A 23,255-nucleotide genomic window follows, 5' to 3' on the forward strand; every position below is an offset into this window, starting at 1 on the left:
TATGATTAGTTGTTCATATATGCATTTTTATAATAATATTTCACCATTGAATCATTCATACTATTTATAAAAAGTCTTTTAACGTTGTTATGTCAAAGTGAAATTGGCACTTCAAATTTCACCAGGTGCAGAGGAGAGATAAAAACGATGGAAGCACTTCAAAAGAAAATGATAAAAAAAGAATTTACCCTTGAGGGATTAGACTGTGCCAATTGTGCGCTGAAAATAGAAAATGGTGTAAAGGATATTTCCGGAGTTCGCTCAAGCACAGTAAATTTTGCGACAAAAACCCTTTCATTGGAAGTGGAAGAACAACAATTAGAGAACGTAATAACCGTAACGAAGGAAACCGTAAAGAGATTAGAACCGCATATTCATGCGAAAGAAAAAGGGGAACATGAACATCACAGTCATGATCATGACCATGGCAATTTCAATCAAACGATGGTAATCCGATTAGGCATTGGCGCCATTTTAACAGCAATAGGAATATTTGCTCCAGTAACAGGAATGATTGAATTCGGATTATTTATTATTGCTTATTTAGTAGTCGGTGGAGACATTGTTTTACGGGCTGTTAAAAATATTATTCGCGGTCAGGTATTTGATGAGCACTTTTTAATGGCACTTGCAACCATCGGTGCTTTTGCTGTGAAGCAGTATCCGGAAGGTGTTGCAGTGATGCTTTTTTACCAGGTTGGAGAGTTATTTCAAGGTATGGCGGTAAATCGTTCAAGAAAATCGATTAGTAAACTGATGAATATTCGACCGGAGTTTGCAAATGTAAAGATGGGCAAAACTTTATTAAAGAAATCGCCTGAGGACGTTCAAATCGGGGAAATCATTGTCATTAAACCTGGTGAAAAGGTACCTCTGGACGGTGTTGTTATAGAAGGAAGCTCGATGATTGATACATCAGCACTTACTGGAGAATCAGTTCCTCGCCAAGTGATAGCAGGCGATGAAATTCTTAGCGGTTTTATGAATCAAAATGGTCTTTTAACCGTCAAGGTAACGAAGCTATTTGGGGAATCAACCGTCTCGAAAATATTGGACCTAGTCGAAAATGCCAGCAGCCGAAAAGCACCGACAGAGAATTTTATTACGAAATTTGCAAGGTACTATACACCTGTTGTCGTAATTGTAGCATTAGCGCTTGCCTTCATTCCTCCTATGCTGATTAGCGGTGCTCACTTTTCCGACTGGATTTACCGCGCGCTTGTCTTTTTAGTTATTTCTTGTCCATGTGCCCTGGTCGTTTCTATACCTCTTGGTTTCTTTGGCGGAATTGGTGCAGCTTCTAAATCAGGTATTTTAGTTAAGGGCAGCAACTATTTAGAAGCTCTAAACGATGTAAAATATGTCGTATTTGATAAAACTGGAACACTTACAAAAGGGGTATTTCAAGTTACGAAAATTTATTCCGCGAATAATGTTTCCGAGGAAGATATCTTAAAGTATGCGGCATATGCTGAAACTCATTCGAATCACCCAATTGCAGAATCAATCAGGAAAGCATACAAGGAAGCGGTCATGGAGCAGTTGATTACGAACTATGAGGAACTTTCAGGATTTGGTGTAAAAGTAACAGTAGATGGAAAAGAAATTCTCGCGGGAAACAGAAAGCTGATGAAACAACATAATATTTCTTTTTCAGAACCGGCAGAGATTGGAACTATTGTTTATCTTGCTGTCGATAATGAGTTTGCAGGTTACATCGTTATTTCGGATGAAGTGAAAGAGGATGCAGGAAATACAATCCGTTCTTTAAAGAAATTAGGCATTAAAAAGACGGTTATGCTTACAGGAGATGTCCAAAAAGTAGGAAAAGCAATCGGACAAAAACTAGGAATCGATGAGGTGCATGCAGAATTATTGCCGCAAAATAAAGTAGAAGAGATAGAAAAATTAGATCAACAAAAGCTTCCGAAAGAAAAAATCGTTTTTGTCGGAGATGGCCTGAATGACACTCCTGTCTTGGCAAGAGCAGACGTTGGAATGGCAATGGGGGGGCTTGGCTCTGATGCAGCAATTGAAGCAGCAGATATTGTTATCATGACAGATGAACCGTCAAAAATTGTAGATGCCATCCAATTAGCGAAACGAACAAGAAACATCGTCTGGCAGAATATTCTTTTTGCCCTCGGAATTAAGGCTGTTTTTCTTCTATTGGGCGCCTTTGGCATTGCAACGATGTGGGAGGCAGTCTTTTCCGATGTTGGAGTCACTCTGCTCGCTGTTTTAAATGCGATGCGAGTATTACGCGTAAAGCCTAGTCCTGTTTCAGCATAATATTTTCATGGAAGAGGCAGCTCAAGGGCTGCCTTATTGATTCCATTCCTTCACTAATGGCTCACTTCTAAATACAAAATATTTTTGCCCGATATAGTTACATATAGTATATATACCGGTTCCGAATAGAACTGCCGCGTCTTTTCCGTATATGGAAGGCAGAAAGTTTAACTGTGTAAAAAGAAGCAAGGCAAGTTTCTCCCCAACATAATAAGAAAAGACGTAACAAATTAGAATGACAAGGATAAAGCGTATGATACTGCTGGCAAATGATTTGTCGCTTTTAAAGGTAAAGGATTTGTTTAAAAAATAGCTAACACAGCAACCAATTGTATTTCCGATAAATGTAGAAAGCCAATAGGAAAAATGAAAAAGATGCAGAAAGAGATACATGAAAGATAATCCGATAATGGTGTTAATAATTCCAACTAACAAAAAGCGAAAAAAGGAATGCTTCATCCCTTTTTCCCTCGAATCATATTAAATCGTGCACCAACTTCGCTTTTCACCATTTCATCCGTATATAAGTCTGTTTCAATTGCAAACCTTGGCCGTCCCTTCGTTTCCTCGTAAATTTTCCCAATATATTCACCGATTAACCCGACGCTCATTAATAAAAGTCCGCCTAGAAACCAAATTGAGACCATTAATGAGGTCCATCCGGTGTTAGCATGTCCCATAAATTTAATTACCAAGGCATAGATCCCTACGCAGCTGCTGATTAAAAAGGATAAAAAGCCTATAAAGGTGATGAAACGAATAGGCGCTACACTAAAGGAAGTAATCCCGTCAAAAGCAAAGGAAAGCATTTTTTTCAATGGATATTTTGATTCCCCTGCAAATCTTTCTTTACGGTCGTAATATACCTCCGTTGTTTTCAGTCCAATTAACGAGACAATTCCACGCAGAAACAAATTTTGCTCCTTGTAGCGGCTGAGTTCCTCAAGAGCTCTTTTACTCATCAATCGATAGTCAGCATGGTTATAAACGACATTAACCCCCATCTTTTGCATGAAACGATAAAAACCTTGTGCAGTTGCTCTTTTAAAGAAAGTATCCGTTTCTCTGCTTTTTCGGACACCATATACTATCTCGTATCCTTCATGAAATTTTAATATAAACTCCTTTATAACCGATATATCATCCTGTAAATCTGCATCGATTGAAATCACACAATCTGAATTTTTTCCCGCAACTTCAAGCCCTGCTAATAATGCCTTTTGATGACCGACATTATGGGCTAATTTTAACCCTGTAACAAATGGGTGTACTCCATTTAATTCTTCGATGATTGCCCAAGTCTTGTCCCGGCTACCATCATCCACATACAATATTTTGCTTTTATCCGTTATAAGATTTTCTTTTATCATTTGCGAAATTATCTCTGACAATTGTTTCGTTGTTTCATGAAGTACTTCTTCTTCATTGTAGCAAGGTACAACAATCGTAAGTACTGGTATGTTCATTTTTATAACTCCTTTAAAAATGATAGTATAGGTCTATTCTTTAATAAGTATTTTTCAAGTAAAGAGACTGAATAGAAATGAAAAAAGTTCGTAGCTTTAAAAATTAATTTGATATACATAAAACAATGTTTACCACCTATACTATTTTCTGTAAGGATGTATAAAATTATACTTTCATTAAGGATAAGAAAGTATAAAATTTTTTTATGATATAAAGCAGTAGTTAATGTGTTTGCTAAATCTTGCGTCGAAGATTACGAATTCCGTTCGAAAGAGCTGCGGCACTTGCGCTTTTTTAATAGGGAAATTTTTAAAAAAAGACGTGAACTTTTTCGAGATTTTAGATGTCTTTTAATATAACAATCCATTATTAGGACTGTAGGAAACGAATGGATGTATCGGCAATTGCTGATTGGCTTTCGCTTTTCTTTCAAGGAGTTGAAGCTGTGGACCATGAATTAACGCTATTAATAAAAGAAGCAAGGGGTGGCAGTGAAGAAGCATTTTCAGCGCTCGTCTCGAGATATAAAGGTCAAGTATTCCGGCATGCATATGCGATGATGAATGACCGCGGAGAGGCAGAGGATGTTGCACAGGAAGCCTTTGTAAAGGCGTTTTATTCTCTAAGTAAACTAGATAATGATTTTGCCTTTGTTTCTTGGTTAACAAGGATTGTATCCAATTTATGTTATGATAGGCTTAAAAAAAACAAAAAAAATAAATATGTGCAAATGGAAAATTTGGAGCAAAATTCTCTCCGCCATTCTTCTTCTCCAATCGATAGTTCAAACACAAAGCTCATCATCCAGGAAGCCATGAAAAAATTATCTTTCGAGCATCGATCAGCGCTCGTTCTTCGTGATGTACAGGGCTATTCATATGAGGAGATTAGCGGGATTTTGAAAATTCCTATTGGAACAGTAAAATCCCGAATTAATACAGCTAGAGGTATTTTAAAGAAGGAACTTTCCAGAGGTGATGAAAATGAGTGAACATGTTGATGAACTCCTCTCCGCTTATTTAGACGATGAATTGAGCGAAAAAGAAAATATAAAAGTAAAAAATCATCTAGCTTTATGCAGCAGATGTGATACTGCACTTCATGAATTACAAGAAATAAAACAGGGAATTTCTTTATTATATGGATCCATCGAGATTCCTGATTTTCAATTTGAAAATGCCGTAATGGCCAAAATCAAGGAGATAAATCCTGTCAATTCCATTTACTATAAATGGATCGTAGGGTTGCCGACTTTATTCTTGGCAATCACCATCGCTATCTGTTTATTTGCTTTTAGTGATATTTTATTTGTAGGAGTGACAGTTGTTTCTGAAATGATTAAAATTGCAGTTAGTTTGTCACATGCATTTGTTTCGGTTCTATCGTCCATTCCATTTCTATCAGAAGTTTTTGCTATAACAACGATTATCATCGTTGGATTATCCGTTTGGTCCGTTCGCTATTTGTTACGGACAAAAACAGCAGAATAAGGGGATGTACGGATGAAAGGATTTAGGGTTCTTTTAAGTTTTATGGTGATGGTTATCATTTCCGCTCTTTTGCTGACACCAGTGTTAGCGGACGAAAAAAATATTGTCAATCAAAAGGAAACGATCATTCCCAAAAATGAAAAAGTAGAAAATGTCATTGTTCTAGGTGATAATGCAACCATCAATGGGGAAGTCAGGGTAGCAGTCGTTGTGATTAATGGAAATTTACAAATTAATAAGACTGCTAATATAAAAGGTCCGGTCCTCGTCATTGGCGGTCAAATTAATCAAGAAATAGGTGCCAAGGTGACAGAGCCGATTATTTCATTGAACTTGAATGATCAAACGAAAAATAGTTTTATCCTTGGCGGCTTATTGTTTTTGGCATCGTGGATTACTCGTCTTGCACTAAGCATTCTCCTAGTTCTTATAACGGTTATTGCTGGAATTGCAACGAAGCATAAATTTAATTCTCTTCCGGAAGGACTTACGATGAAGCCGGGAAGAATGATTATTACAGGGTTTATTTCCAGCCTTGCACTTTTTGCGATTAGTGTCTTATTAACCATTTTAATTATTGGAATCCCAATTGTCATTATCATTTTAATTGGGGTCATTATTTCTCTTATTGCCGGACTAATTTTTTTAAGCGGACAGCTGGGAAGTCAATTGAAGCTATTTGAAGGAAAACCAAAATGGTTAGTGCTTTTAGCTGGATCCTCATTCATTGTGGCTGCGATAAACTTTCCGCTATTCGGTGGGATCATTTTATTAATCATTTCATGGTTTTCATTAGGTTTAACCGTGTCATGGCTGTATTATAAATTTACTACAAAAAGAAAAAAGTCGTAGACCATTTTTAAAAAAATTTCTAAACGAAGCATAGTTGTTGATTCTCAATATAAATCTATTGACGATAATGATTGCGCACGATCCTATTGGTATAAGAAAACTTTAATCAAATCCTTAGCTAATGTTAAGGGTTTTTTTATGTTTTAGTAATAAATTTAATTATAAAATGAACTTTTAACAGAGCAGACAAGTCTATTAATAAGAATCCTTTAAATTTCAAAGGATAATACCAAAGAATATATCCTCCTTTTTATCTTTTTAAAGATTTAAAGGCAAAAGAGGAGATTTAATATGGTTATGAAAAAAAAGGAAAAAATTTTGATTTTATCTGGATCATTTGGTCAAGGACACCAACAAGTAGCAACTGCTATTAAAGAGGCTGCCGAGCTTCGTCTTCCGAACTTTGAGTCTATCGTGGTAGATTTTATGGCTTGGGCCCACCCAAATGTTTATCCGATTAGCCATTATGTATATATGAAAAGTATTCAAAAGCTACCGCAGCTTTATGGTTATTTATATAAAAAAACACATGATCGAAATGCTTTTTCATTGGGTTTAAATAATATAATGTCAGCGGGAATGGGAAAAATGTTGAAGTTATTACAACAAATCAGACCGACAGTTGTAGTAAGCACATTTCCTTTTGCTGCGGGTATTCTGTCTAAATTAAAGGAATATGGACTTACGAATGTTCCATTGGTAACTGTCATAACGGATCATTCGACACATAGCTATTGGATTCATCCGTTTACCGATCATTATATTGTTGGCTCAAATGGTGTTAGACAGGAATTAATTCAATTAGGTATCACAGGAGAACAAATCACTTGTACAGGTATACCAATTCGAACAAAATTTCTTCAACCGATGAAAAAGGAAGCATGGGTTCGAAAACATGGATTAAATCCAGAACTTCCAACCATTTTAATTATGGGTGGCGGAGATGGATTAATTGGAGAAGAACTTTTAAATGCGGATACATTGGACACCTTGCCTTTTAAAGCTCAATTTATTATTTTGTGTGGGCGAAATGAAAAATTACGGAAGCAATTAGAAGAAGGGCTTCATTCTTCCAAACATCATATACTTTTATTCGGATATATTGAGCATGTACAGGAACTAATGGCTATTTCAGATTTAATTGTAACGAAGCCTGGCGGAGTTACAACCTCAGAGGCCATTGCAATGGAACTGCCGATGATTCTGTACAAACCTCTTCCTGGCCAAGAACAGGAGAATGCTTTATTTTTAACAAAAGCAGGAGTTGCCGTAAAAGCAAAGAGTGGATCCGAAATAATTGCATCCATTTCAACCGTTTTAAAAAATCCTGCCGTAGTGTTAAGCATGAGAGACAATGCGAGAAATATTAATAGAAAAGAAGCTGCATTTGATGCGGTTGACATTATAACCGAGTATATGATGAATCAAAGACCCTTTTATGAAGCGGAATTATCGCCCATGACAAAATGGAGAACAAATCGCTTATTGAAACGAGAAGGTGCTTTTTATAGTCATATTTAATGCGAAAAGAGGAAGCGCCTGCCCATTGATGTACAAACTATAAGGCCTCGACGCATGATTTAGGAAACACAGTCAGGAGTATAGGAGCTAGTAAAATTTGAAATCTAATTTTACCTGATGTTGACTTATCATAGGGTAGAGACCCGAAGTTTGCGAGTCGATAGGCGCTGGGACTAGACATTACTAAGGAAGGGATGTAATTTCAGATGAGGGTATTGTTTCTAATCCTTGCTATTATTCTTTTATATACTGTAGTTCCCTATATCCTATCCACATGGCTTGGGATAGGTGTTCTTCGTAAGGACAAAGCAAAATGCGGGGTCGCTTTTACTTTTGATGACGGCCCAGATCCGAAATATACTGCACAGCTTCTGGACTTACTAAAAAAACATCGAATCAAAGCAACCTTTTTTGTAGTTGGTTCGAAAGCGGAAAAAAATCCAGAACTAATTTTAAGAATGCATCATGAAGGCCATTTAATTGGTATTCATAATTATGTGCATCGTTCCAATTGGCTGATGATGCCTTGGACGGTTAGACGAGATTTAGAAAAATCAGCCGCAATCATTGAAGGTATTACCGGCGAAAGGCCAATTTACTACCGTCCTCCATGGGGATTGATGAATTTCTTTGATTTTTTCTTACTTGGTAAATTTCAATTAATATTATGGTCAAAAATGTTTGGAGATTGGCGCAGTAAAGGCGGAAGTAAAAAAATTATTCACGGCATATTGAATCATGTAAAACCTGGAGATATTATTTTATTGCATGACAGCGGTGAAACTTGGGGAGCAAATGAGGACGCCCCTTCCTATACAATTGAAGGATTAAAGCATGTTTTCACTGCATTAAAAAAACAAGGCGTTCAATTCACACGAATTGATGAAATTGCAGGAAATAAGCTTCATATAAGACAATCACATATATAGACCACTTAGGAGGCTGGACATTTTTGTTCGGTCTTTTTTTATAACAAAAAGAACCCGCAGCTTTACGGGTTCTTATTTCGTAGTGGAGGATTGCTTGATTAAATTCAATAATCTCGAAAGTTCAATTAACAAAATAACTAAGCAAATCCACACGCCGCCAAACGTATATCCTGCAACAAGATCGCTCGGATGCTGATATCCTAGATAGATATGGCTTGCGGTAATAACAAGCATGATTAATATTTCTAAACTGACAATGATGGTGTTCAACAAACTGTTTTTACTATGTCTGACAACAACATACATAAAGAAAGCATATATTACTATGGTCAGCAAGGTTTCCTCACTCGGGAAATTTTTACTGACTACTTTTCCTGTTGTTATCATATTAAACAGGAAAGGCAGCCCTTTACTTAATAAAACACCACCAATAATTCCGATTACATAGTACTGATATTCCAATAATTTATTTTTCCCTTTTATTCCGATCCAAATAACAGTAAGGATGCCAACGGCTAAAAGAGATTGCCATGATGTTAATCTGCTGAAGATTTTCATTAAATGGGTCCAATTTTGGTTGAATGCATATAACACAACCGTATTTGCAATTGTATTAAACTGCTGGAACTCGTTTCCGATAAAATCATCTATTAATCCGATCATTAAACTAAATAAAGCGATAAACAAAACGGTGATAAAAAAAATAAGTAATTTTATTTTAATAAAGCTTCTAAAACGCATAAATGTATGAACAAATAGAAGAATTAAATTTTCTTTGATTTGAGTCTTGTATGTTTTGATTAGGAAATACAGTAAATAAATAATTCCGATAACCACACAACCGATAATGACATAGATCTTTGCCTGCTGGTGAAATTGCTCCCATTTAGGTCCAAAAATTTTGCCCAGGAAAATAAATGTACCTACCCATAGAAATACGCCTATATAAGCAAAAATTGCATATGATTTAAAGGAAATTCTTGTAACCCCGGAAAAAAGACTTGTTACATGGCGAACCCCCGGGATGAAGTAGGAAAATAATAATAATCTTTTTCCATATTTTCGATGCCACTTCGACATTTTTTCAATTTTGTCCGGCCCCATATGAATTTTACTGCCATATTTATTAAAGAATGGAGCTCCTAGCTTATACCCAATCCAATAGGAAATCGTTACCCCAATAATACCTCCAAGTCCACCAAACAGGATGGTTAAGAATAAATTCAGCTTTCCCTGGTATACGCGAAACCCAACGTAACTCATAAGTATTTCATTCGGGATTGGTATTATAATCAGCTCTAACATTAGCGAAAAAAACAATACGATATAACCGTACTGGTCTATTAAATGAATAAGTAAATTCATTTTTACTCCTCCATGCCTAAAAACAATTTACTATTAAAATGACGGATTATGGAACGCGAAAGTTCAAGAAAAATGTAGTTTTATTTGCTTTTATTCTGTAAAATGATATGTATTCCACTATTTAGTGTGGGTGTATTGGGCTTATCATAAACCCAATTATTAATGGGTAATTTTTACACTTTCAATATACATGAACTTTTTGTTTAATAATAGAGTCTTTATATTGTTAGACAAAAAAATTATTAAAAGAATAATGAAACATTTTAAAGAGCATTTCCGTCATAAACGGGATAAAATAAATTAGAAAGTAGGAATTAATGGAATGAATTACCAACTATTTCAATCAATCCACAATTTATCTGGTCATTCTACTATTTTAGATGACATCATGATTTTCTTCACGAATTATGCTCTTGTCCTTTATGCCATTTGTTTACTTGGAATTTGGTTTTTGGGAGGAAACAAGAGCAAAAGAAACGCGTTATATGCGCTAGGGACAGGAATTGTTGCTTTAGCGGCAAATCTTATTATTTCTAAAATTTATTATGAGCCGCGTCCATTTGTTACGCATCATGATGTCCATACATTAATTAAGCATGCGGAAGATGCATCCTTCCCAAGCGATCATGCGACAGGTTCATTTGCCATTGCCTTTGCATTATGGGCTCGTAATCGCAAAATTGGGGTGCCGATGATTATTTTAGCGATCATAACTGGTTTTTCACGCGTTTGGGTAGGGGTGCATTATCCATTCGACGTAGTCGGAAGTATTATTGTAGCGGCAATTGTTACCTTTATCATATGCAAATTAGAAAGATTCTTAAATCCTATTTTGGATGCCATTATCAAGTTTTACAATTCCTTATTTGGCCGCAAATCAAAAGGAGATTACAAAAAGTCAATCTAAGACGTGGACCACATTTTAAAAGAGTACCCACAGAGTAAAATTTTTTAAAATTCCTAAACGACAAAGAAAGGGCTGTTTATATGAACAGCCCTTTCTTTGTATGTAAAAAAATAAAACGCTCAACTATCCAGTTGAGCGAATGTCATAAGTATTATTATGAGCTAAAGTGTTGGCGTGCTTTTTCTAAGAATGGTAAATCCTCATCAAGCAATTCTTCCTCATGGAAGATTGCGTCCACTGGACAAACCGCTTGGCAAGCACCGCAGTCGATACAAATATCAGGGTCAATGTAAAATTGATCTTTTCCTTCTGCAATACAATCGACCGGACAAACCTCAACACATTCAGCCGCTTTTTCACCTGCACATGGGAATGTAATGACATAAGCCATAATGAAATAACCACCTTTTCCTTGAACCTATTTACGAAATCCGTTCTGTCTGAATTTCTAATGTAGGTAAATATTTTAAAGAGATATGTTTGAATTTGACATACCCCTAAGATTATCCTTCTATATATTATCATATTTTAAAGTAATTAAATTAATCTTAACTTATTTTTCTAGTTCATAAAATGTTTTTTTAGAAATTTTTTTCTAAGTGCCATTTGTTTCTAATTAGTATTATTGGATGAAAATGGATTATGTGGATAATTTTATACGCTTTTATCAAATCAGAAATTTCTTTCCCATTTAGTTACAACATTGTAGAATGAAATCGAATAGGTCTATCATGGAGGGGATTAAGTAGTGACGAAAATTTTAGTTGTAGATGATGAATCTTCTATTGTGACATTGTTGAAATTCAATTTGGAGCAAGCAGGTTTTACTGTAGTTACAGCTCTAAATGGAAAGGAAGGCTACACCATCGCAAGTCAGGAAGAACTGGATCTTATTGTGTTAGATTTAATGTTACCTGAAATGGATGGTATGGAAATTTGTAAGTCACTGCGTCAAGAGAAAATAAACACTCCTATCTTAATGCTGACAGCTAAAGATGACGAATTAGATAAAATCCTTGGGCTTGAGCTTGGAGCTGATGATTACTTAACTAAGCCGTTCAGTCCTCGAGAAGTTGTAGCGAGGGTAAAAGCAATCCTCCGCAGGACAAAAATAAATGAAGAAAGTGAAACCACCGTTGAAAAGGTTTTGAAAATAGGAGATTTGGAAGTTTTGCCTGATCAATATGAAGCACGCTTTAAAGGAATAAAGCTTGAATTAACTCCAAAGGAATTTGAGTTATTGTTATATTTAACACAGCATTCTGGAAAAGTACTAAGTAGAGACCAATTATTGAATGCTGTTTGGGATTATGATTATGCAGGAGATACACGAATTGTAGATGTACATATCAGTCATCTTCGCGAAAAAATTGAAGAAGACACGAAACAGCCGCAATATATCAAAACGATAAGAGGATTCGGTTATAAAATGGAAGGAATGTAAACATGAAAAAGCTTTGGCTCCGTATTTCGCTCACATTCTTAATCCTTTTGTTTTTTGTTTTACTGGCAATGGGTTTTTTTATTGCGGATATGATGAAAAAAACTTATATGGATATGACACGGCAACAATTATTGCAGGATGCCAATTTAGTGTCAAAAGTGATCGATGTATCCAATGTTACGAATGATAATCCTTCCTTACAAAAATCGGTGGAACGTTTTTATGCAAAAAATCAGCCGAGGATTACCATCATAAATACCTCCGGAAAGGTTTTAGCTGATTCAGAGGATGATCCAAGTAAAATGGAAAATCACTCCAACCGACCGGAGTTTAAAAATGTGGTGGAACAGCATAAAAAGATGGGGGAATCCGTTCGTTATAGTCATACATTGGGATTTAATATGATGTACATGGCGATCCCCATTCAGCAAAACCATAAGATTATCGGTGTTATACGCGCTGCCTATACATTAGGAAAAATCGAACAGGCTATCGTGAAGCTTTGGATTAGCCTTGGACTTGCTATGGGAGTTACGCTTATTTTGTCCAGTATCATTGGTATAAAATTAGCAAAGGGCATTTCCCGTCCTATTGAGGATATTATCCATGTTGCAAGAAAATTATCGGAAAACGACTATAGCAGCAGGGTTCGTTTAAAAACGTCGGGTGAAATAAGAGAATTGTCTCACGCAATAAATGTTTTAGCCATCAGTTTGCAAAAACAAATGAATGAAATTCGTGAAAATCAGCAACGTTTAACTGGTGTGTTGACCAATATGGTCAGCGGTGTGATGTTAATCCATCCTAACGGCAGAATTGCGCTTGTCAATCCGGCTATGGAACAAATCATTGGAGCAAAAGCATCTGATTTAACAGGAAAGCTGCATATCGAAGCGGGAAAAAGCTTTGGTTTAAGCCAATTAATCGAACGTTCTTTAAAACTGGGCATTAAAATTCATGAAGAGGTGTCTATCTATTTTCCAAAGGAAAGGATATTAGATGCACATTTTGCGCCACTTTTAGGTGTTGACGGAGATATTAATGGGGTTATTACCGTTTTGCATGATATTACAGATATAAGGCGCCTAGAAAAAATGCGAAGTGAATTCGTCGCAAATGTTTCCCACGAACTGAAAACACCTGTAACGTCAGTAAAGGGCTTTGCAGAAACCTTACTGGATGGAGCTATGTATGATGAAAAATTATGTAGGTCCTTTCTGCAGATTATTTACGATGAAAGTGATCGTTTACATCGTTTAATTGCAGATATCTTACATTTATCAAAAATCGAGCAGCACCAGCTTCCGTTACATCCGGAAATTATCAATATCGTGGATGTTATCAATGAAACAGTAGAAACACTGCAAGAAGAAGTGAGTAAGAAGGATATTGATATAAAGCTTCCTGATACTAAGGAACTATATATGGAAGCGGAAAAAGATCGCATTAGGCAAATCATTTTAAATTTAGTTGCCAATGCTATTACTTACACTCCAGAGCATGGGATGATTGAAATAAATGTGGAAGAAAAAGCTTCCGATGTAAAATTGATTGTAAAAGATACAGGCATAGGCATTGCGGAAAAGGACCTTCCAAGAATCTTCGAGCGATTTTACCGGGTGGATAAAGCACGTTCCAGAAATTCCGGTGGAACAGGACTCGGATTAGCAATTGTAAAGCATCTTGTTGAATCTCATCGCGGAGTTATTGAAGTGGAAAGTCAAGAAGGAAAAGGAACACAATTTACTATTACATTACCGAAGAAACAATCATGAGGACTAATCTATTCGATAGATGGTCCTTTTTTTGTATACACATATAGGTCTTTTGTTCTAATCCGGGCCATTCAAGGGCAATTTCTATTTCGTGCCGTTCCATACTGTTTTCGGTCTGTTCAATGAACATCACCATTATTTCAACCCGAAAAACAAGCTTTAACGCCTTTACAAACTCTTAACAATTCATTAATACCACATTAACACCCTAGTAGTATCTTAAACTTGTAAGGTTGATAATCCAAAATTACTAGGGGGCACAAACAAATGAGAAAAAGATTAGTAGCAATGCTAGGAATGTTATTAATGTTTGCTTTTATAGCAGCAGGATGTGGAAACGGTAATTCTACAAATTCTAATGCTTCCTCATCTAATAACAATAGCGATGGAAATAAAAAAGAAGCAGTGAGTGGTTCTATTACAGCAGTTGGATCTACAGCGATACAACAACTTGTAGAACAGGCTGCTAGTCAATATATGGGTGAAAATGCCGGAACTACTATTAACGTTCAAGGTGGCGGTAGTGGGACAGGTATTAGTAAAGTTTTTGAAGGTGCCGTTGACATTGGTAACTCTGACGTATTTGCTGAAGAAAAAGGTGTAGATGCAAGTAAACTTGTTGATCATAAAGTAGCTGTAGTTGGAATGGGCCCTGTTGTTAACAAGGATACTGGCGTTAAGGATATTAAAAAAGATGATTTAATTAAAATATTCACTGGAAAAATCACGAACTGGAAAGAAGTTGGCGGTAAAGATGAAAAAATCGTCATCATCAACCGTGCTGAAGGATCTGGTACAAGAGCCGTATTTGAAAAAACGGCATTAGATGGTGCAACTCCAGTGAAATCGCAAGAACAAGATTCATCAGGTACAGTACAAAAAATTGTCAGCCAAACTCCAGGTGCGATTAGTTATCTAGCATTCTCTTATTTCAATGATACTATCCAGCCATTAAAAGTAGATGGAGTAGAGCCAACGCAAGCAAATGTAGAAACAAACGATTGGAAAATTTGGGCTTATGAACATATGTATACAAATGGTGAACCAAAAGGACTTACAAAATCCTTCTTAGATTATATGTTAAGCCCTAGTGTACAAGATTCTCTTGTTCCTAATCTTGGCTATATTCCATTGACAGGAATGAAAGTAGAACGTGATGCACAAGGAAAAGTAACACAAAAATAAGCAAAACATTGGCCCCTTCACCCGAGTTTCTCGATGATTGGGGTCTGATGTTCTTTATATGTCTAGCGCAAGCAGCCATCGGCTAGCAGATTTCTAGGTTTCCTTCCTGCAGATAAAACAACAGCTTGTGAACGACCTAGTTAATTATTCATTATCTCGCATGGGACTACGAAATCCACACGCTAGAGCTGCGGCGCTTGCTCTTTTCTAATAACCTCTCATGAAAGGGGAAACCATTTTGGAAGTAAAAGAAGTTAAAATGACAGAAAAATGGAACTCAACAACAAAGATCTGGACAGAACGTCGTGGACGCATTCTTACTTTTTCATCTGTCTTTATTATGATATTGGTAGCAATTTCTATTATCTCTTTCGTGGCTACAAAGGGTCTCAGTACTTTTTTTGTGAATCACGGAAGTTTTGTTGATTTTATCACCGGCAAGAACTGGTCACCTGGAAAAGTAGATCAATTAGGAAAACCATTAATCGGTGCTCTTCCGTTAATCGTTGGTTCCTTTGCCGTTACTTTTTTAGCCGCGCTTATTTGTGCCCCGTTATCTATAGGTGCTGCTGTCTTTATGACAGAGATATCTCCGAAATTCGGCAAAAAAGTTTTGCAGCCAGTGATTGAACTTTTAGTGGGGATACCATCTGTAGTATACGGATTTGTTGGTTTATCGATAGTTGTTCCTTTCCTCAGAAATACTTTTACAGGAAGCGGGTTTGGGATTCTGGCAGGAACCATTGTGTTAGCAGTCATGATTTTACCAACGATTACAAGTCTTTCAGTCGATGCTATTGAAGGAGTCTCTAATTCTCTGCGAGAAGCATCTCTATCTTTAGGTGCAACACGCTGGCAAACCATCTTTCGTGTTATTTTAAAAACAGCGCGTCCCGGCTTGTTAACTGCTATTGTATTTGGGATGGCAAGAGCCTTTGGGGAAGCATTAGCGGTTCAAATGGTAATTGGGAATGCATCCATTCTTCCTCATTCATTGGTTGAGCCTGCATCAACCTTAACCAGTATATTAACAATGGGAATGGGAAATTCCATTATGGGTCAAGTCGAAAATAATGCACTTTGGTCCCTTGCACTAGTCTTGTTATTCATGTCTTTATTCTTTATCTTAATCGTCCGCATTATAGGCAGAAGGAGGTCCTATTAATGAACGCAAAAATAGCAGATCGTATCGCAACCGCCGTTTTTTATCTAATCGCAGCTTTCATTATTATCCTTCTGGCAGGCTTACTTGGATATATTGTTTTAAAAGGAATTGCCCATATCAATTGGCATTTTATTACCTCTCCGCCGCAAGCAGTGCAGGCTGGAGGCGGAATTGGCCCGCAATTGTTTAATTCCTTTTATCTTTTGATTTTAACAATGGTCATTAGTATCCCCCTTTCACTTGGAGCAGGGATCTATATGGCTGAGTATGCGAAGAAAAACGCTTTTACATCTATATTAAGAACAGCAATTGAGGTTCTTTCCTCACTGCCGTCCATTGTTGTAGGACTTTTTGGATTTTTGTTATTCGTTATTTACATGGGCTGGGGATTTTCCATCCTTTCTGGAGCACTTGCCTTAACAGTGTTTAATCTTCCTTTAATGGTTAGGGTTGTCGAGGATTCAATTAGAGCGATACCTGGAACCCAAAGGGAGGCAGGGTTATCTCTTGGAGTTTCTCGCTGGGAAACCATTAAGCATGTTTTGGTTCCAGCCGCTATACCAGGTATTGTCACTGGGATTGTATTAGCGTCAGGAAGAGTTTTTGGAGAGGCCGCCGCGCTAATTTATACAGCAGGTATGAGTTCGCCTATTCTGGATTTTACAAATTGGAATCCATTTAATCCTGCTTCACCGCTTAATCCATTAAGACCTGCTGAAACACTCGCCGTTCACATTTGGAAAATTAACGGGGAAGGTATTATGCCCGATGTAGCAGCCGTATCAAGCGGTGCCTCAGCACTTTTAGTAATTGTTATTTTAATCTTTAATATTGGCGCACGCTGGATTGGAAAATTACTTTACAAACGGATGACATCGGCGTAATGCCAGAAAGGAGAACGAAGCTATGGTTTCCACTGTATTAAAAAAGGAAAAAAACCCTCCCATTTATTTGGTGGAGGATACTCCAATAGAAAAGCCAAAAGAGATTGCAATCGGAACAGAAGATATTAATGTTTTCTATGGCAAGCATCAAGCAATCTATGATGTATCCATTCCTTTCTATAAAAATCAGGTTACAGCTCTAATTGGTCCATCAGGCTGCGGAAAATCTACTTTCCTGCGCAGCATCAATCGGATGAATGACGAAATTCAAGGCTGCCGGATAGAAGGAAAAATCCTTTATAACGGAATGAATTTAAATGATTCGAATGTTAATGTATTTGAAATTCGAAAAAATATTGGGATGGTTTTTCAAAGACCGAATCCATTCCCGAAATCCATATTCGAAAATGTGGCATTTGGACCAAGGCATCACGGTGAAAAGAATAAACGGGTCCTCCAAGAAATCGTGGAAAAAAGCTTGAAGAAGGCTGCACTTTGGGATGAGGTAAAGGATCGTTTACATCGTTCTGCATTAAATTTGTCTGGGGGACAACAGCAGCGCCTTTGCATTGCCAGAGCCATTGCGATGGAACCGGATGTTTTGCTGTTAGATGAACCTGCTTCTGCACTGGACCCCATTTCAACAGGAAAAATAGAAGAATTGATTACAGAGTTAAAAAATGATTATACAGTTGCCATCGTTACTCATAGCATGCACCAAGCCGCAAGGATTTCCGATCAGACTGCTTTTTTCTATATGGGAAAACTAGTTGAATTCGGTGCAACGAAGGATATGTTTACAAATCCAAAGCAAAAGCAAACAGAGGACTATATCTCAGGAAATTTTGGATAATCCATAAACAATTTTATTAAAGTAGGTGAAATAAATGACACTGACAGCTACAGCTTCTATTATTCAAACAGACTCTTTAAATGTATATTACGATGATTTTAAGGCGCTTAAAAACATTCAATTAAACATGAAAGAAAAAGCAGTTACTGCACTTATAGGGCCATCAGGCTGTGGAAAATCTACTTTTCTGCGCACATTAAACCGCATGAATGACTTAATTTCGGGATTTCGGGTGGAAGGAAATATTTTCATCAAAAATGAAAATATTTATGATACGAAAGTGGACGTCGTTGATTTACGCAAGCAAGTAGGCATGGTATTTCAACGACCTAATCCGTTTCCTATGTCTATTTACGATAATGTTGCATACGGCCCGCGCATTCATGGGATTAAAAATAAAGTTGTGTTAGATGAACTAGTAGAGAAGAGCTTAAAAGCCGCTGCACTTTGGGAAGAGGTAAAAGATCGCTTGAATACCTCTGCTATGGGGCTTTCTGGTGGACAGCAGCAACGGCTTGTTATCGCCAGGGTTTTGGCTATTCAGCCGGAAGTTATTTTAATGGATGAGCCTGCAAGCGCACTTGATCCTATTTCTACATCTAAAATTGAGCAGCTTATTTTGGATTTAAAAGAGAAATATACGATTGTTATTGTCACCCACAGTATGCAGCAAGCTGCACGCGTGTCAGACGAAACCGCCTTTTTTCTAAATGGTGAAGTAGTAGAATTCGCCGAAACGAACAAAATTTTTACCAATCCTCAGAAACAACAAACGGAGGATTATATTACCGGCCGATTCGGATAAGGAGCTAGACGTAGACAATTTATCAAAAGGATATTGAAGGGAGAAATGACGGTGGCTAGACGTATTTTTGAGGATCGACTGACAGAGCTGCATGAAAATCTATTGAAAATGGGACTTTTAGTAGAAGAAGCAATTTATAAGGCAATTAAGTCTTTAGTGGAGAAGAATAATGAACTTGCATTAGAAGTTGTTTTGGATGATCAAAATATTAATGATTTAGAATTACAGGTGGAACAAAAATGCTTTGAATTGATTGCAACACAACAGCCAGTAGGAACGGATTTACGCCGTATTGCCACAATGCTCAAAGTATCATCTGACCTCGAACGGATGGGCGACCATGCTGTAAGTATTGCCAAGGCGACCATTCGGTTAAAGGATGAAACGTATATAAAACCTTTAATTGACATTCCTAAAATGGCTGAAATGGTGAAGGAAATGGTTCATGAAGTTTTAAATTCATATGTGGAACTAGACCGCGATGCAGCCGTTGATGTTGCCAAAAAGGATGATATGATAGACAAATACTACTCAAAGATTTTCTTGGAATTAGTAGATATCATGAAAGAAAATCCAGCTTGGATTCATCAAGCCTCACATCTCCTTCTAGTGGCTCAGCATTTAGAAAGAATCGGGGATTATGTTACGAATATTTGTGAGTGGATTGTTTATTTGAAAACAGGCTCCCTTATCGACTTAAATAAATAAAAACTGCTGAACCTCATCCTGGATTTGATGAGGTTTTCTTGATGCTAAGGAATTTATAAAATTGAACCTTGTGGATAACTTTTGGAAAAGTTGTCTACGTCTAGCTTCAAGTGAAATTGGCAGTTCAAATTTCACCAGCGCCTATCGGCTAGTGGATTTCTCCGTCTCCTCCCTACGATAAGTCAACATCAGTTCGTGAACTACCTCACTGTGTTTCCTTTATCTCGAGCCTACGACTACGAAATCCATACGCCGATGGGCAAGGCGCTTGCGCATTTGTTCTTTATATTTTTGGTTTTCCTTCATTTCATGATACAATCACAAGAAATAATTAAAGAGAAGGATGATGATAATGGGTGTTCATCAATATTTTAAAAGTTTATCGGATTTGGAAAAGCTATACCGATGTCCTGGTAAATTTAAATTTCAGGAGCATTCAGTTGCAAGTCATTCTTTCAAGGTAACAAAAATCGCTCAATTTTTTGGAACGGTGGAGGAACAAGCCGGGAACAAAGTAGATTGGAAATCTTTATATGAAAAAGCCTTAAATCATGATTATAATGAGCTTTTTACAGGTGATATTAAAACCCCTGTTAAGTATGCCTCCAAAGAATTACGGGATTTATTTAGTCAAGTCGAGGAACAGATGTCAAAAAAATTTGTTTTAAGAGAGTTTCCCAAGGAATTTCAATCCATCTATTTAGAACGGTTTAAGGAAGGCAAGGATGATACATTAGAAGGAAAAATTTTATCTGTAGCAGATAAAGTTGATTTACTTTATGAATCATTTGGCGAAATTCAAAAGGGTAACCCGGAAAGCTTATTTCAGGAAATCTATGAAGAATCCTTGATGACCATATTAGAATTTAAAGAAATGGTGAGTGTTCAATACTTTTTAAAAGAAATTTTACCTGACATGCTAAATGAAAAATTCATCGAGCATAGTGAATTGAATAGCATTACAAAGAAAATCATTAAAGCAAACCTTTCCGATTAATTTTCACTTTTCCATTACCGAATTTTTGGTTATGATATAAACAGTGAAAGGTGCAAGTGAATTTAGCAATTCAAATTTCACCAGGGGGATGTGTATGATCGAAAAAATAATCGCCGCCATTTTCTTGCCGGGAATACTGGTGGTTTTTTTCGCAAGGGTTACATACAGTAAAATAATTGGACTCCTGTTAACGGTTGGTTTAATTGTTGCTTCTGTCTATAAGGGGTATACTCATACAGAATTACTGTATATTATAGATGCAGCCTCGTTAACAGCCGGATATTTCTTTGCCAATAAATTGGGTCCTAAAAAACATAAAAAACAACAAAATCACAACGCTTAATGCACATAATTATTTGCCGCATTAAGCGTTTTTTCTGCTTTGATTTTACTTGCATTATATAAGGTTGAATAACAGAAAAAAACTTTGATAAATAGTAATGTTGATGTTTGTACCTCTTGTATATTGTGTGGATATATAAGGCTATAAATCAGCAATAAGAAAAACCGAAAATTTGTTCGCTTTTTAGTGGTTAAAAGTTTACTATTTGTGGTAGAATAATGATTATGATCATGTATGGAGTATGACAAAAAAGATATATTTCTAGAATGGATGGGAGGTTAAGGAAATGAACGGTCAATTCGAGCTTATTTCAAAATATCAGCCACAAGGAGATCAGCCGGGGGCAATTAAGCGAATTGTGGATGGGATTCATTCCGGTAAAAGATATCAGACATTGCTTGGAGCCACTGGAACCGGAAAAACATTTACCATTTCGAATGTAATCAAAGAAATAAACCGGCCAACATTGATTATTGCACACAATAAAACATTAGCCGGTCAATTATATAGTGAGTTTAAAGAATTTTTTCCAAATAATGCGGTTGAATATTTTGTAAGCTACTATGATTATTACCAACCAGAAGCTTATGTACCTCAAACTGATACTTATATTGAAAAAGATTCAAGTGTGAATGATGAAATTGATAAATTGCGCCATTCAGCTACATCTTCCTTATTTGAAAGAAATGATGTTGTGATTATTGCCAGCGTTTCGTGTATTTACGGTTTAGGTTCGCCTGAGGAATATCGGGAAATGGTGCTTTCCTTAAGAACTGGAATGGAAATAGAACGGAATCAATTACTTCGAAAGCTTGTAGATATTCAGTATGCAAGAAATGATATTGACTTTCAGCGCGGAACCTTCCGGGTTAGAGGAGATGTTGTAGAGATTTTTCCTGCATCCCGTGACGAACATTGCATCCGCGTAGAATTTTTCGGAGATGAAATTGATCGAATTCGGGAAGTGGATGCATTAACAGGAGAAATTATTGGAGATAGAGATCATGTTGCCATTTTCCCAGCATCCCACTTCGTGACACGTGAAGAGAAAATGCGTGTTGCCATTGAAAATATTGAAAAAGAATTGGAAGAGCGGTTAAAACAGCTGCGTGAAAACGATCGTTTGCTGGAAGCGCAAAGATTGGAGCAACGTACGAGATACGATCTTGAAATGATGAGGGAAATGGGATTTTGCTCTGGAATTGAGAACTATTCAAGGCATTTAACACTGCGCCCTCCAGGCTCGACTCCATATACTTTATTAGACTATTTTCCAAAAGATATGCTGATTGTCGTGGATGAGTCCCATGTGACCCTTCCGCAAATTCGCGGAATGTATAATGGGGACCAGGCAAGGAAACAAGTATTGGTTGACCACGGATTTCGTCTGCCATCTGCACTAGACAATCGCCCGCTTACGTTTGATGAATTTGAGGAGCATATCAGTCAAATTGTGTTTGTTTCTGCAACTCCCGGACCATATGAATTGGAGCATTCACCGGAAATGGTTGAACAAATTATCCGGCCTACTGGATTGCTTGATCCTACCATTGATGTCCGCCCAATTGAGGGACAAATTGATGACCTATTGGGAGAAATTAATGAACGTGTAAAACGTAATGAACGGGTTCTCGTTACAACGTTAACAAAGAAAATGTCCGAGGATTTAACGGATTATTTAAAGGAAGTTGGCATTAAGGTGCAATATTTGCACTCAGAAGTAAAGACGTTGGAACGAATTGAGGTCATTCGCGATCTCCGTCTCGGTAAATATGATGTATTAGTAGGAATCAACCTTCTTCGTGAAGGACTTGATATTCCTGAAGTTTCATTAGTAGCGATCCTTGATGCGGATAAAGAAGGGTTTTTACGATCCGAACGTTCCCTCATACAAACTATTGGCCGTGCTGCCCGTAATGCAAACGGTCAAGTAATTATGTATGCTGATCGCATAACAGATTCAATGGAGAAAGCGATAGAGGAAACAAAACGCAGGCGTACTGTTCAAGAAGAATACAATAAGAAGCATGGCATTACACCTACTACGATTCAAAAGGATATTCATGATATAATCCGTGCAACCCATGCTGCCGAGGAGCAAGAAGAATATGCTCCAAAGGAAAAATCGAGAAAGTTAACGAAACAAGAGAGAGAAACATTAATGGCAAATCTCGAGAAAGAAATGAAAGAGGCCGCAAAGGCGCTTGATTTCGAACGGGCAGCCCAGCTTCGTGACACACTTTTAGAATTGAAAGCGGAAGGATGATGCCTTT

General features: G+C 37.0%; 22 protein-coding genes. 18 read left to right on the forward strand and 4 right to left on the reverse strand.

Annotated features, from left to right (window positions below; translation table 11 throughout):
- Positions 1-147 precede the first annotated feature (147 nt).
- The gene (locus tag NSQ59_RS07035) at positions 148-2,292 is read left to right on the forward strand and encodes a heavy metal translocating P-type ATPase (protein WP_445669203.1); all 2,145 of its coding nucleotides are present in this window, start codon (positions 148-150) and stop codon (positions 2,290-2,292) included.
- A 33-nt stretch (positions 2,293-2,325) separates the two neighbouring features.
- Here the strand turns inward: NSQ59_RS07035 and NSQ59_RS07040 are convergent, their stop codons facing one another.
- Both NSQ59_RS07040 and NSQ59_RS07045 read right to left on the reverse strand, forming a co-directional pair.
- Positions 2,326-2,751: a GtrA family protein gene (locus tag NSQ59_RS07040; RefSeq protein WP_055738771.1), complete on the reverse strand. Its 426-nt coding sequence runs from the start codon at positions 2,749-2,751 to the stop codon at positions 2,326-2,328.
- Entirely contained in the window at positions 2,748-3,758 is a 1,011-nt protein-coding gene (locus NSQ59_RS07045) for a glycosyltransferase family 2 protein (protein ID WP_055738772.1), read from the reverse strand. Before NSQ59_RS07045 ends, NSQ59_RS07040 begins: the two co-directional genes overlap by 4 nt.
- 389 nt (positions 3,759-4,147) lie before the next feature.
- On the opposite strand from NSQ59_RS07045, the gene NSQ59_RS07050 reads away from it, so the two are divergent.
- The 5 genes from NSQ59_RS07050 (at position 4,148) to NSQ59_RS07070 (ending at position 8,551) form a co-directional block, all read left to right on the forward strand.
- The gene (locus tag NSQ59_RS07050; protein WP_126648349.1) at positions 4,148-4,750 is read left to right on the forward strand and encodes an RNA polymerase sigma factor; all 603 of its coding nucleotides are present in this window, start codon (positions 4,148-4,150) and stop codon (positions 4,748-4,750) included.
- Complete coding sequence (locus tag NSQ59_RS07055; protein WP_055738774.1) at positions 4,743-5,249, forward strand: anti-sigma factor family protein; 507 nt, start codon at positions 4,743-4,745, stop codon at positions 5,247-5,249. The genes NSQ59_RS07050 and NSQ59_RS07055 overlap by 8 nt, the downstream gene beginning before the upstream one ends.
- A 12-nt stretch (positions 5,250-5,261) precedes the next feature.
- Positions 5,262-6,101 (forward strand): polymer-forming cytoskeletal protein, encoded by an 840-nt coding sequence (locus NSQ59_RS07060; protein WP_055738775.1) that lies wholly within the window; start codon positions 5,262-5,264, stop codon positions 6,099-6,101.
- 291 nt (positions 6,102-6,392) lie between these two features.
- A complete protein-coding gene (locus tag NSQ59_RS07065) occupies positions 6,393-7,622 on the forward strand; it encodes an MGDG synthase family glycosyltransferase (RefSeq protein WP_340830397.1) in 1,230 nt (409 codons plus the stop codon).
- 206 nt (positions 7,623-7,828) lie between these two features.
- The gene (locus NSQ59_RS07070) at positions 7,829-8,551 is read left to right on the forward strand and encodes a polysaccharide deacetylase family protein (RefSeq protein WP_340830399.1); all 723 of its coding nucleotides are present in this window, start codon (positions 7,829-7,831) and stop codon (positions 8,549-8,551) included.
- Positions 8,552-8,623: 72 nt separating this feature from the next.
- On the opposite strand, the gene NSQ59_RS07075 is transcribed toward NSQ59_RS07070, so the two are convergent.
- Positions 8,624-9,916: a VTT domain-containing protein gene (locus tag NSQ59_RS07075; protein ID WP_055738778.1), complete on the reverse strand. Its 1,293-nt coding sequence runs from the start codon at positions 9,914-9,916 to the stop codon at positions 8,624-8,626.
- Between the two features lie 322 nt (positions 9,917-10,238).
- Here NSQ59_RS07075 and NSQ59_RS07080 point away from each other — a divergent pair, with 322 nt between their 5' ends.
- Positions 10,239-10,823 carry an undecaprenyl-diphosphatase gene (locus tag NSQ59_RS07080; RefSeq protein WP_055738779.1) on the forward strand — a complete coding sequence of 195 codons (585 nt, stop codon included), beginning with the start codon at positions 10,239-10,241 and terminating at the stop codon, positions 10,821-10,823.
- 154 nt (positions 10,824-10,977) lie between these two features.
- Here NSQ59_RS07080 and NSQ59_RS07085 read toward each other — a convergent pair whose 3' ends face one another.
- On the reverse strand, positions 10,978-11,214 hold the full coding sequence (locus NSQ59_RS07085; protein ID WP_055738780.1) for an indolepyruvate ferredoxin oxidoreductase subunit alpha: 237 nt from the start codon (positions 11,212-11,214) through the stop codon (positions 10,978-10,980).
- A gap of 357 nt (positions 11,215-11,571) precedes the next feature.
- On the opposite strand from NSQ59_RS07085, the gene NSQ59_RS07090 reads away from it, so the two are divergent.
- From NSQ59_RS07090 to uvrB, 11 genes are all read left to right on the forward strand, one after another.
- Positions 11,572-12,267, forward strand: coding sequence for a response regulator transcription factor (locus tag NSQ59_RS07090; protein ID WP_055738781.1), 696 nt, complete (start codon positions 11,572-11,574; stop codon positions 12,265-12,267).
- Between the two features lie 2 nt (positions 12,268-12,269).
- On the forward strand, positions 12,270-14,042 hold the full coding sequence (gene pnpS / locus NSQ59_RS07095; protein WP_055738782.1) for a two-component system histidine kinase PnpS: 1,773 nt from the start codon (positions 12,270-12,272) through the stop codon (positions 14,040-14,042).
- Between the two features lie 267 nt (positions 14,043-14,309).
- Positions 14,310-15,227 (forward strand): phosphate ABC transporter substrate-binding protein, encoded by a 918-nt coding sequence (locus tag NSQ59_RS07100; protein ID WP_055738783.1) that lies wholly within the window; start codon positions 14,310-14,312, stop codon positions 15,225-15,227.
- A 259-nt stretch (positions 15,228-15,486) separates the two neighbouring features.
- Positions 15,487-16,392 carry a phosphate ABC transporter permease subunit PstC gene (gene pstC, locus NSQ59_RS07105; RefSeq protein WP_055741154.1) on the forward strand — a complete coding sequence of 302 codons (906 nt, stop codon included), beginning with the start codon at positions 15,487-15,489 and terminating at the stop codon, positions 16,390-16,392.
- A complete protein-coding gene (gene pstA, locus NSQ59_RS07110) occupies positions 16,392-17,276 on the forward strand; it encodes a phosphate ABC transporter permease PstA (RefSeq protein WP_055738784.1) in 885 nt (294 codons plus the stop codon). Before pstC ends, pstA begins: the two co-directional genes overlap by 1 nt.
- Positions 17,277-17,298: 22 nt before the next feature.
- On the forward strand, positions 17,299-18,129 hold the full coding sequence (pstB, locus tag NSQ59_RS07115; protein WP_055738785.1) for a phosphate ABC transporter ATP-binding protein PstB: 831 nt from the start codon (positions 17,299-17,301) through the stop codon (positions 18,127-18,129).
- Between the two features lie 34 nt (positions 18,130-18,163).
- Complete coding sequence (gene pstB / locus NSQ59_RS07120) at positions 18,164-18,934, forward strand: phosphate ABC transporter ATP-binding protein PstB (protein WP_055738786.1); 771 nt, start codon at positions 18,164-18,166, stop codon at positions 18,932-18,934.
- Between the two features lie 51 nt (positions 18,935-18,985).
- Positions 18,986-19,642: a phosphate signaling complex protein PhoU gene (gene phoU / locus NSQ59_RS07125; protein ID WP_055738787.1), complete on the forward strand. Its 657-nt coding sequence runs from the start codon at positions 18,986-18,988 to the stop codon at positions 19,640-19,642.
- A 352-nt stretch (positions 19,643-19,994) separates the two neighbouring features.
- Positions 19,995-20,639 (forward strand): HD domain-containing protein, encoded by a 645-nt coding sequence (locus NSQ59_RS07130; RefSeq protein ID WP_055738788.1) that lies wholly within the window; start codon positions 19,995-19,997, stop codon positions 20,637-20,639.
- Between the two features lie 94 nt (positions 20,640-20,733).
- Positions 20,734-20,982, forward strand: coding sequence for a CsbA family protein (locus NSQ59_RS07135; protein ID WP_055738789.1), 249 nt, complete (start codon positions 20,734-20,736; stop codon positions 20,980-20,982).
- A gap of 286 nt (positions 20,983-21,268) precedes the next feature.
- On the forward strand, positions 21,269-23,248 hold the full coding sequence (gene uvrB / locus NSQ59_RS07140; protein ID WP_055738790.1) for an excinuclease ABC subunit UvrB: 1,980 nt from the start codon (positions 21,269-21,271) through the stop codon (positions 23,246-23,248).
- The last annotated feature ends 7 nt before the right edge of the window (positions 23,249-23,255 follow it).

This window comes from Margalitia sp. FSL K6-0131 (assembly GCF_038008735.1).
Classification (GTDB): Bacteria; Bacillota; Bacilli; order Bacillales; family Bacillaceae_C; genus Margalitia; species Margalitia shackletonii.

Excerpts from the sequence above, each read along its gene's own strand:
- NSQ59_RS07100 (WP_055738783.1), top strand. The coding sequence starts at position 14,310 with ATGAGAAAAAGATTAGTAGCAATGCTAGGAATGTTATTAATGTTTGCT.
- NSQ59_RS07135 (WP_055738789.1), top strand. The coding sequence starts at position 20,734 with ATGATCGAAAAAATAATCGCCGCCATTTTCTTGCCGGGAATACTGGTG.
- NSQ59_RS07040 (WP_055738771.1), bottom strand. The coding sequence starts at position 2,751 with ATGAAGCATTCCTTTTTTCGCTTTTTGTTAGTTGGAATTATTAACACC.
- NSQ59_RS07075 (WP_055738778.1), bottom strand. The coding sequence starts at position 9,916 with ATGAATTTACTTATTCATTTAATAGACCAGTACGGTTATATCGTATTG.
- NSQ59_RS07065 (WP_340830397.1), top strand. The coding sequence starts at position 6,393 with ATGGTTATGAAAAAAAAGGAAAAAATTTTGATTTTATCTGGATCATTT.
- pstB (WP_055738785.1), top strand. The coding sequence starts at position 17,299 with ATGGTTTCCACTGTATTAAAAAAGGAAAAAAACCCTCCCATTTATTTG.
- NSQ59_RS07070 (WP_340830399.1), top strand. The coding sequence starts at position 7,829 with ATGAGGGTATTGTTTCTAATCCTTGCTATTATTCTTTTATATACTGTA.
- pstA (WP_055738784.1), top strand. The coding sequence starts at position 16,392 with ATGAACGCAAAAATAGCAGATCGTATCGCAACCGCCGTTTTTTATCTA.
- pnpS (WP_055738782.1), top strand. The coding sequence starts at position 12,270 with ATGAAAAAGCTTTGGCTCCGTATTTCGCTCACATTCTTAATCCTTTTG.
- NSQ59_RS07080 (WP_055738779.1), top strand. The coding sequence starts at position 10,239 with ATGAATTACCAACTATTTCAATCAATCCACAATTTATCTGGTCATTCT.
- uvrB (WP_055738790.1), top strand. The coding sequence starts at position 21,269 with ATGAACGGTCAATTCGAGCTTATTTCAAAATATCAGCCACAAGGAGAT.
- pstB (WP_055738786.1), top strand. The coding sequence starts at position 18,164 with ATGACACTGACAGCTACAGCTTCTATTATTCAAACAGACTCTTTAAAT.
- NSQ59_RS07130 (WP_055738788.1), top strand. The coding sequence starts at position 19,995 with ATGGGTGTTCATCAATATTTTAAAAGTTTATCGGATTTGGAAAAGCTA.
- NSQ59_RS07050 (WP_126648349.1), top strand. The coding sequence starts at position 4,148 with ATGGATGTATCGGCAATTGCTGATTGGCTTTCGCTTTTCTTTCAAGGA.
- NSQ59_RS07045 (WP_055738772.1), bottom strand. The coding sequence starts at position 3,758 with ATGAACATACCAGTACTTACGATTGTTGTACCTTGCTACAATGAAGAA.
- NSQ59_RS07055 (WP_055738774.1), top strand. The coding sequence starts at position 4,743 with ATGAGTGAACATGTTGATGAACTCCTCTCCGCTTATTTAGACGATGAA.
- pstC (WP_055741154.1), top strand. The coding sequence starts at position 15,487 with ATGACAGAAAAATGGAACTCAACAACAAAGATCTGGACAGAACGTCGT.
- NSQ59_RS07085 (WP_055738780.1), bottom strand. The coding sequence starts at position 11,214 with ATGGCTTATGTCATTACATTCCCATGTGCAGGTGAAAAAGCGGCTGAA.
- NSQ59_RS07035 (WP_445669203.1), top strand. The coding sequence starts at position 148 with ATGGAAGCACTTCAAAAGAAAATGATAAAAAAAGAATTTACCCTTGAG.
- NSQ59_RS07060 (WP_055738775.1), top strand. The coding sequence starts at position 5,262 with ATGAAAGGATTTAGGGTTCTTTTAAGTTTTATGGTGATGGTTATCATT.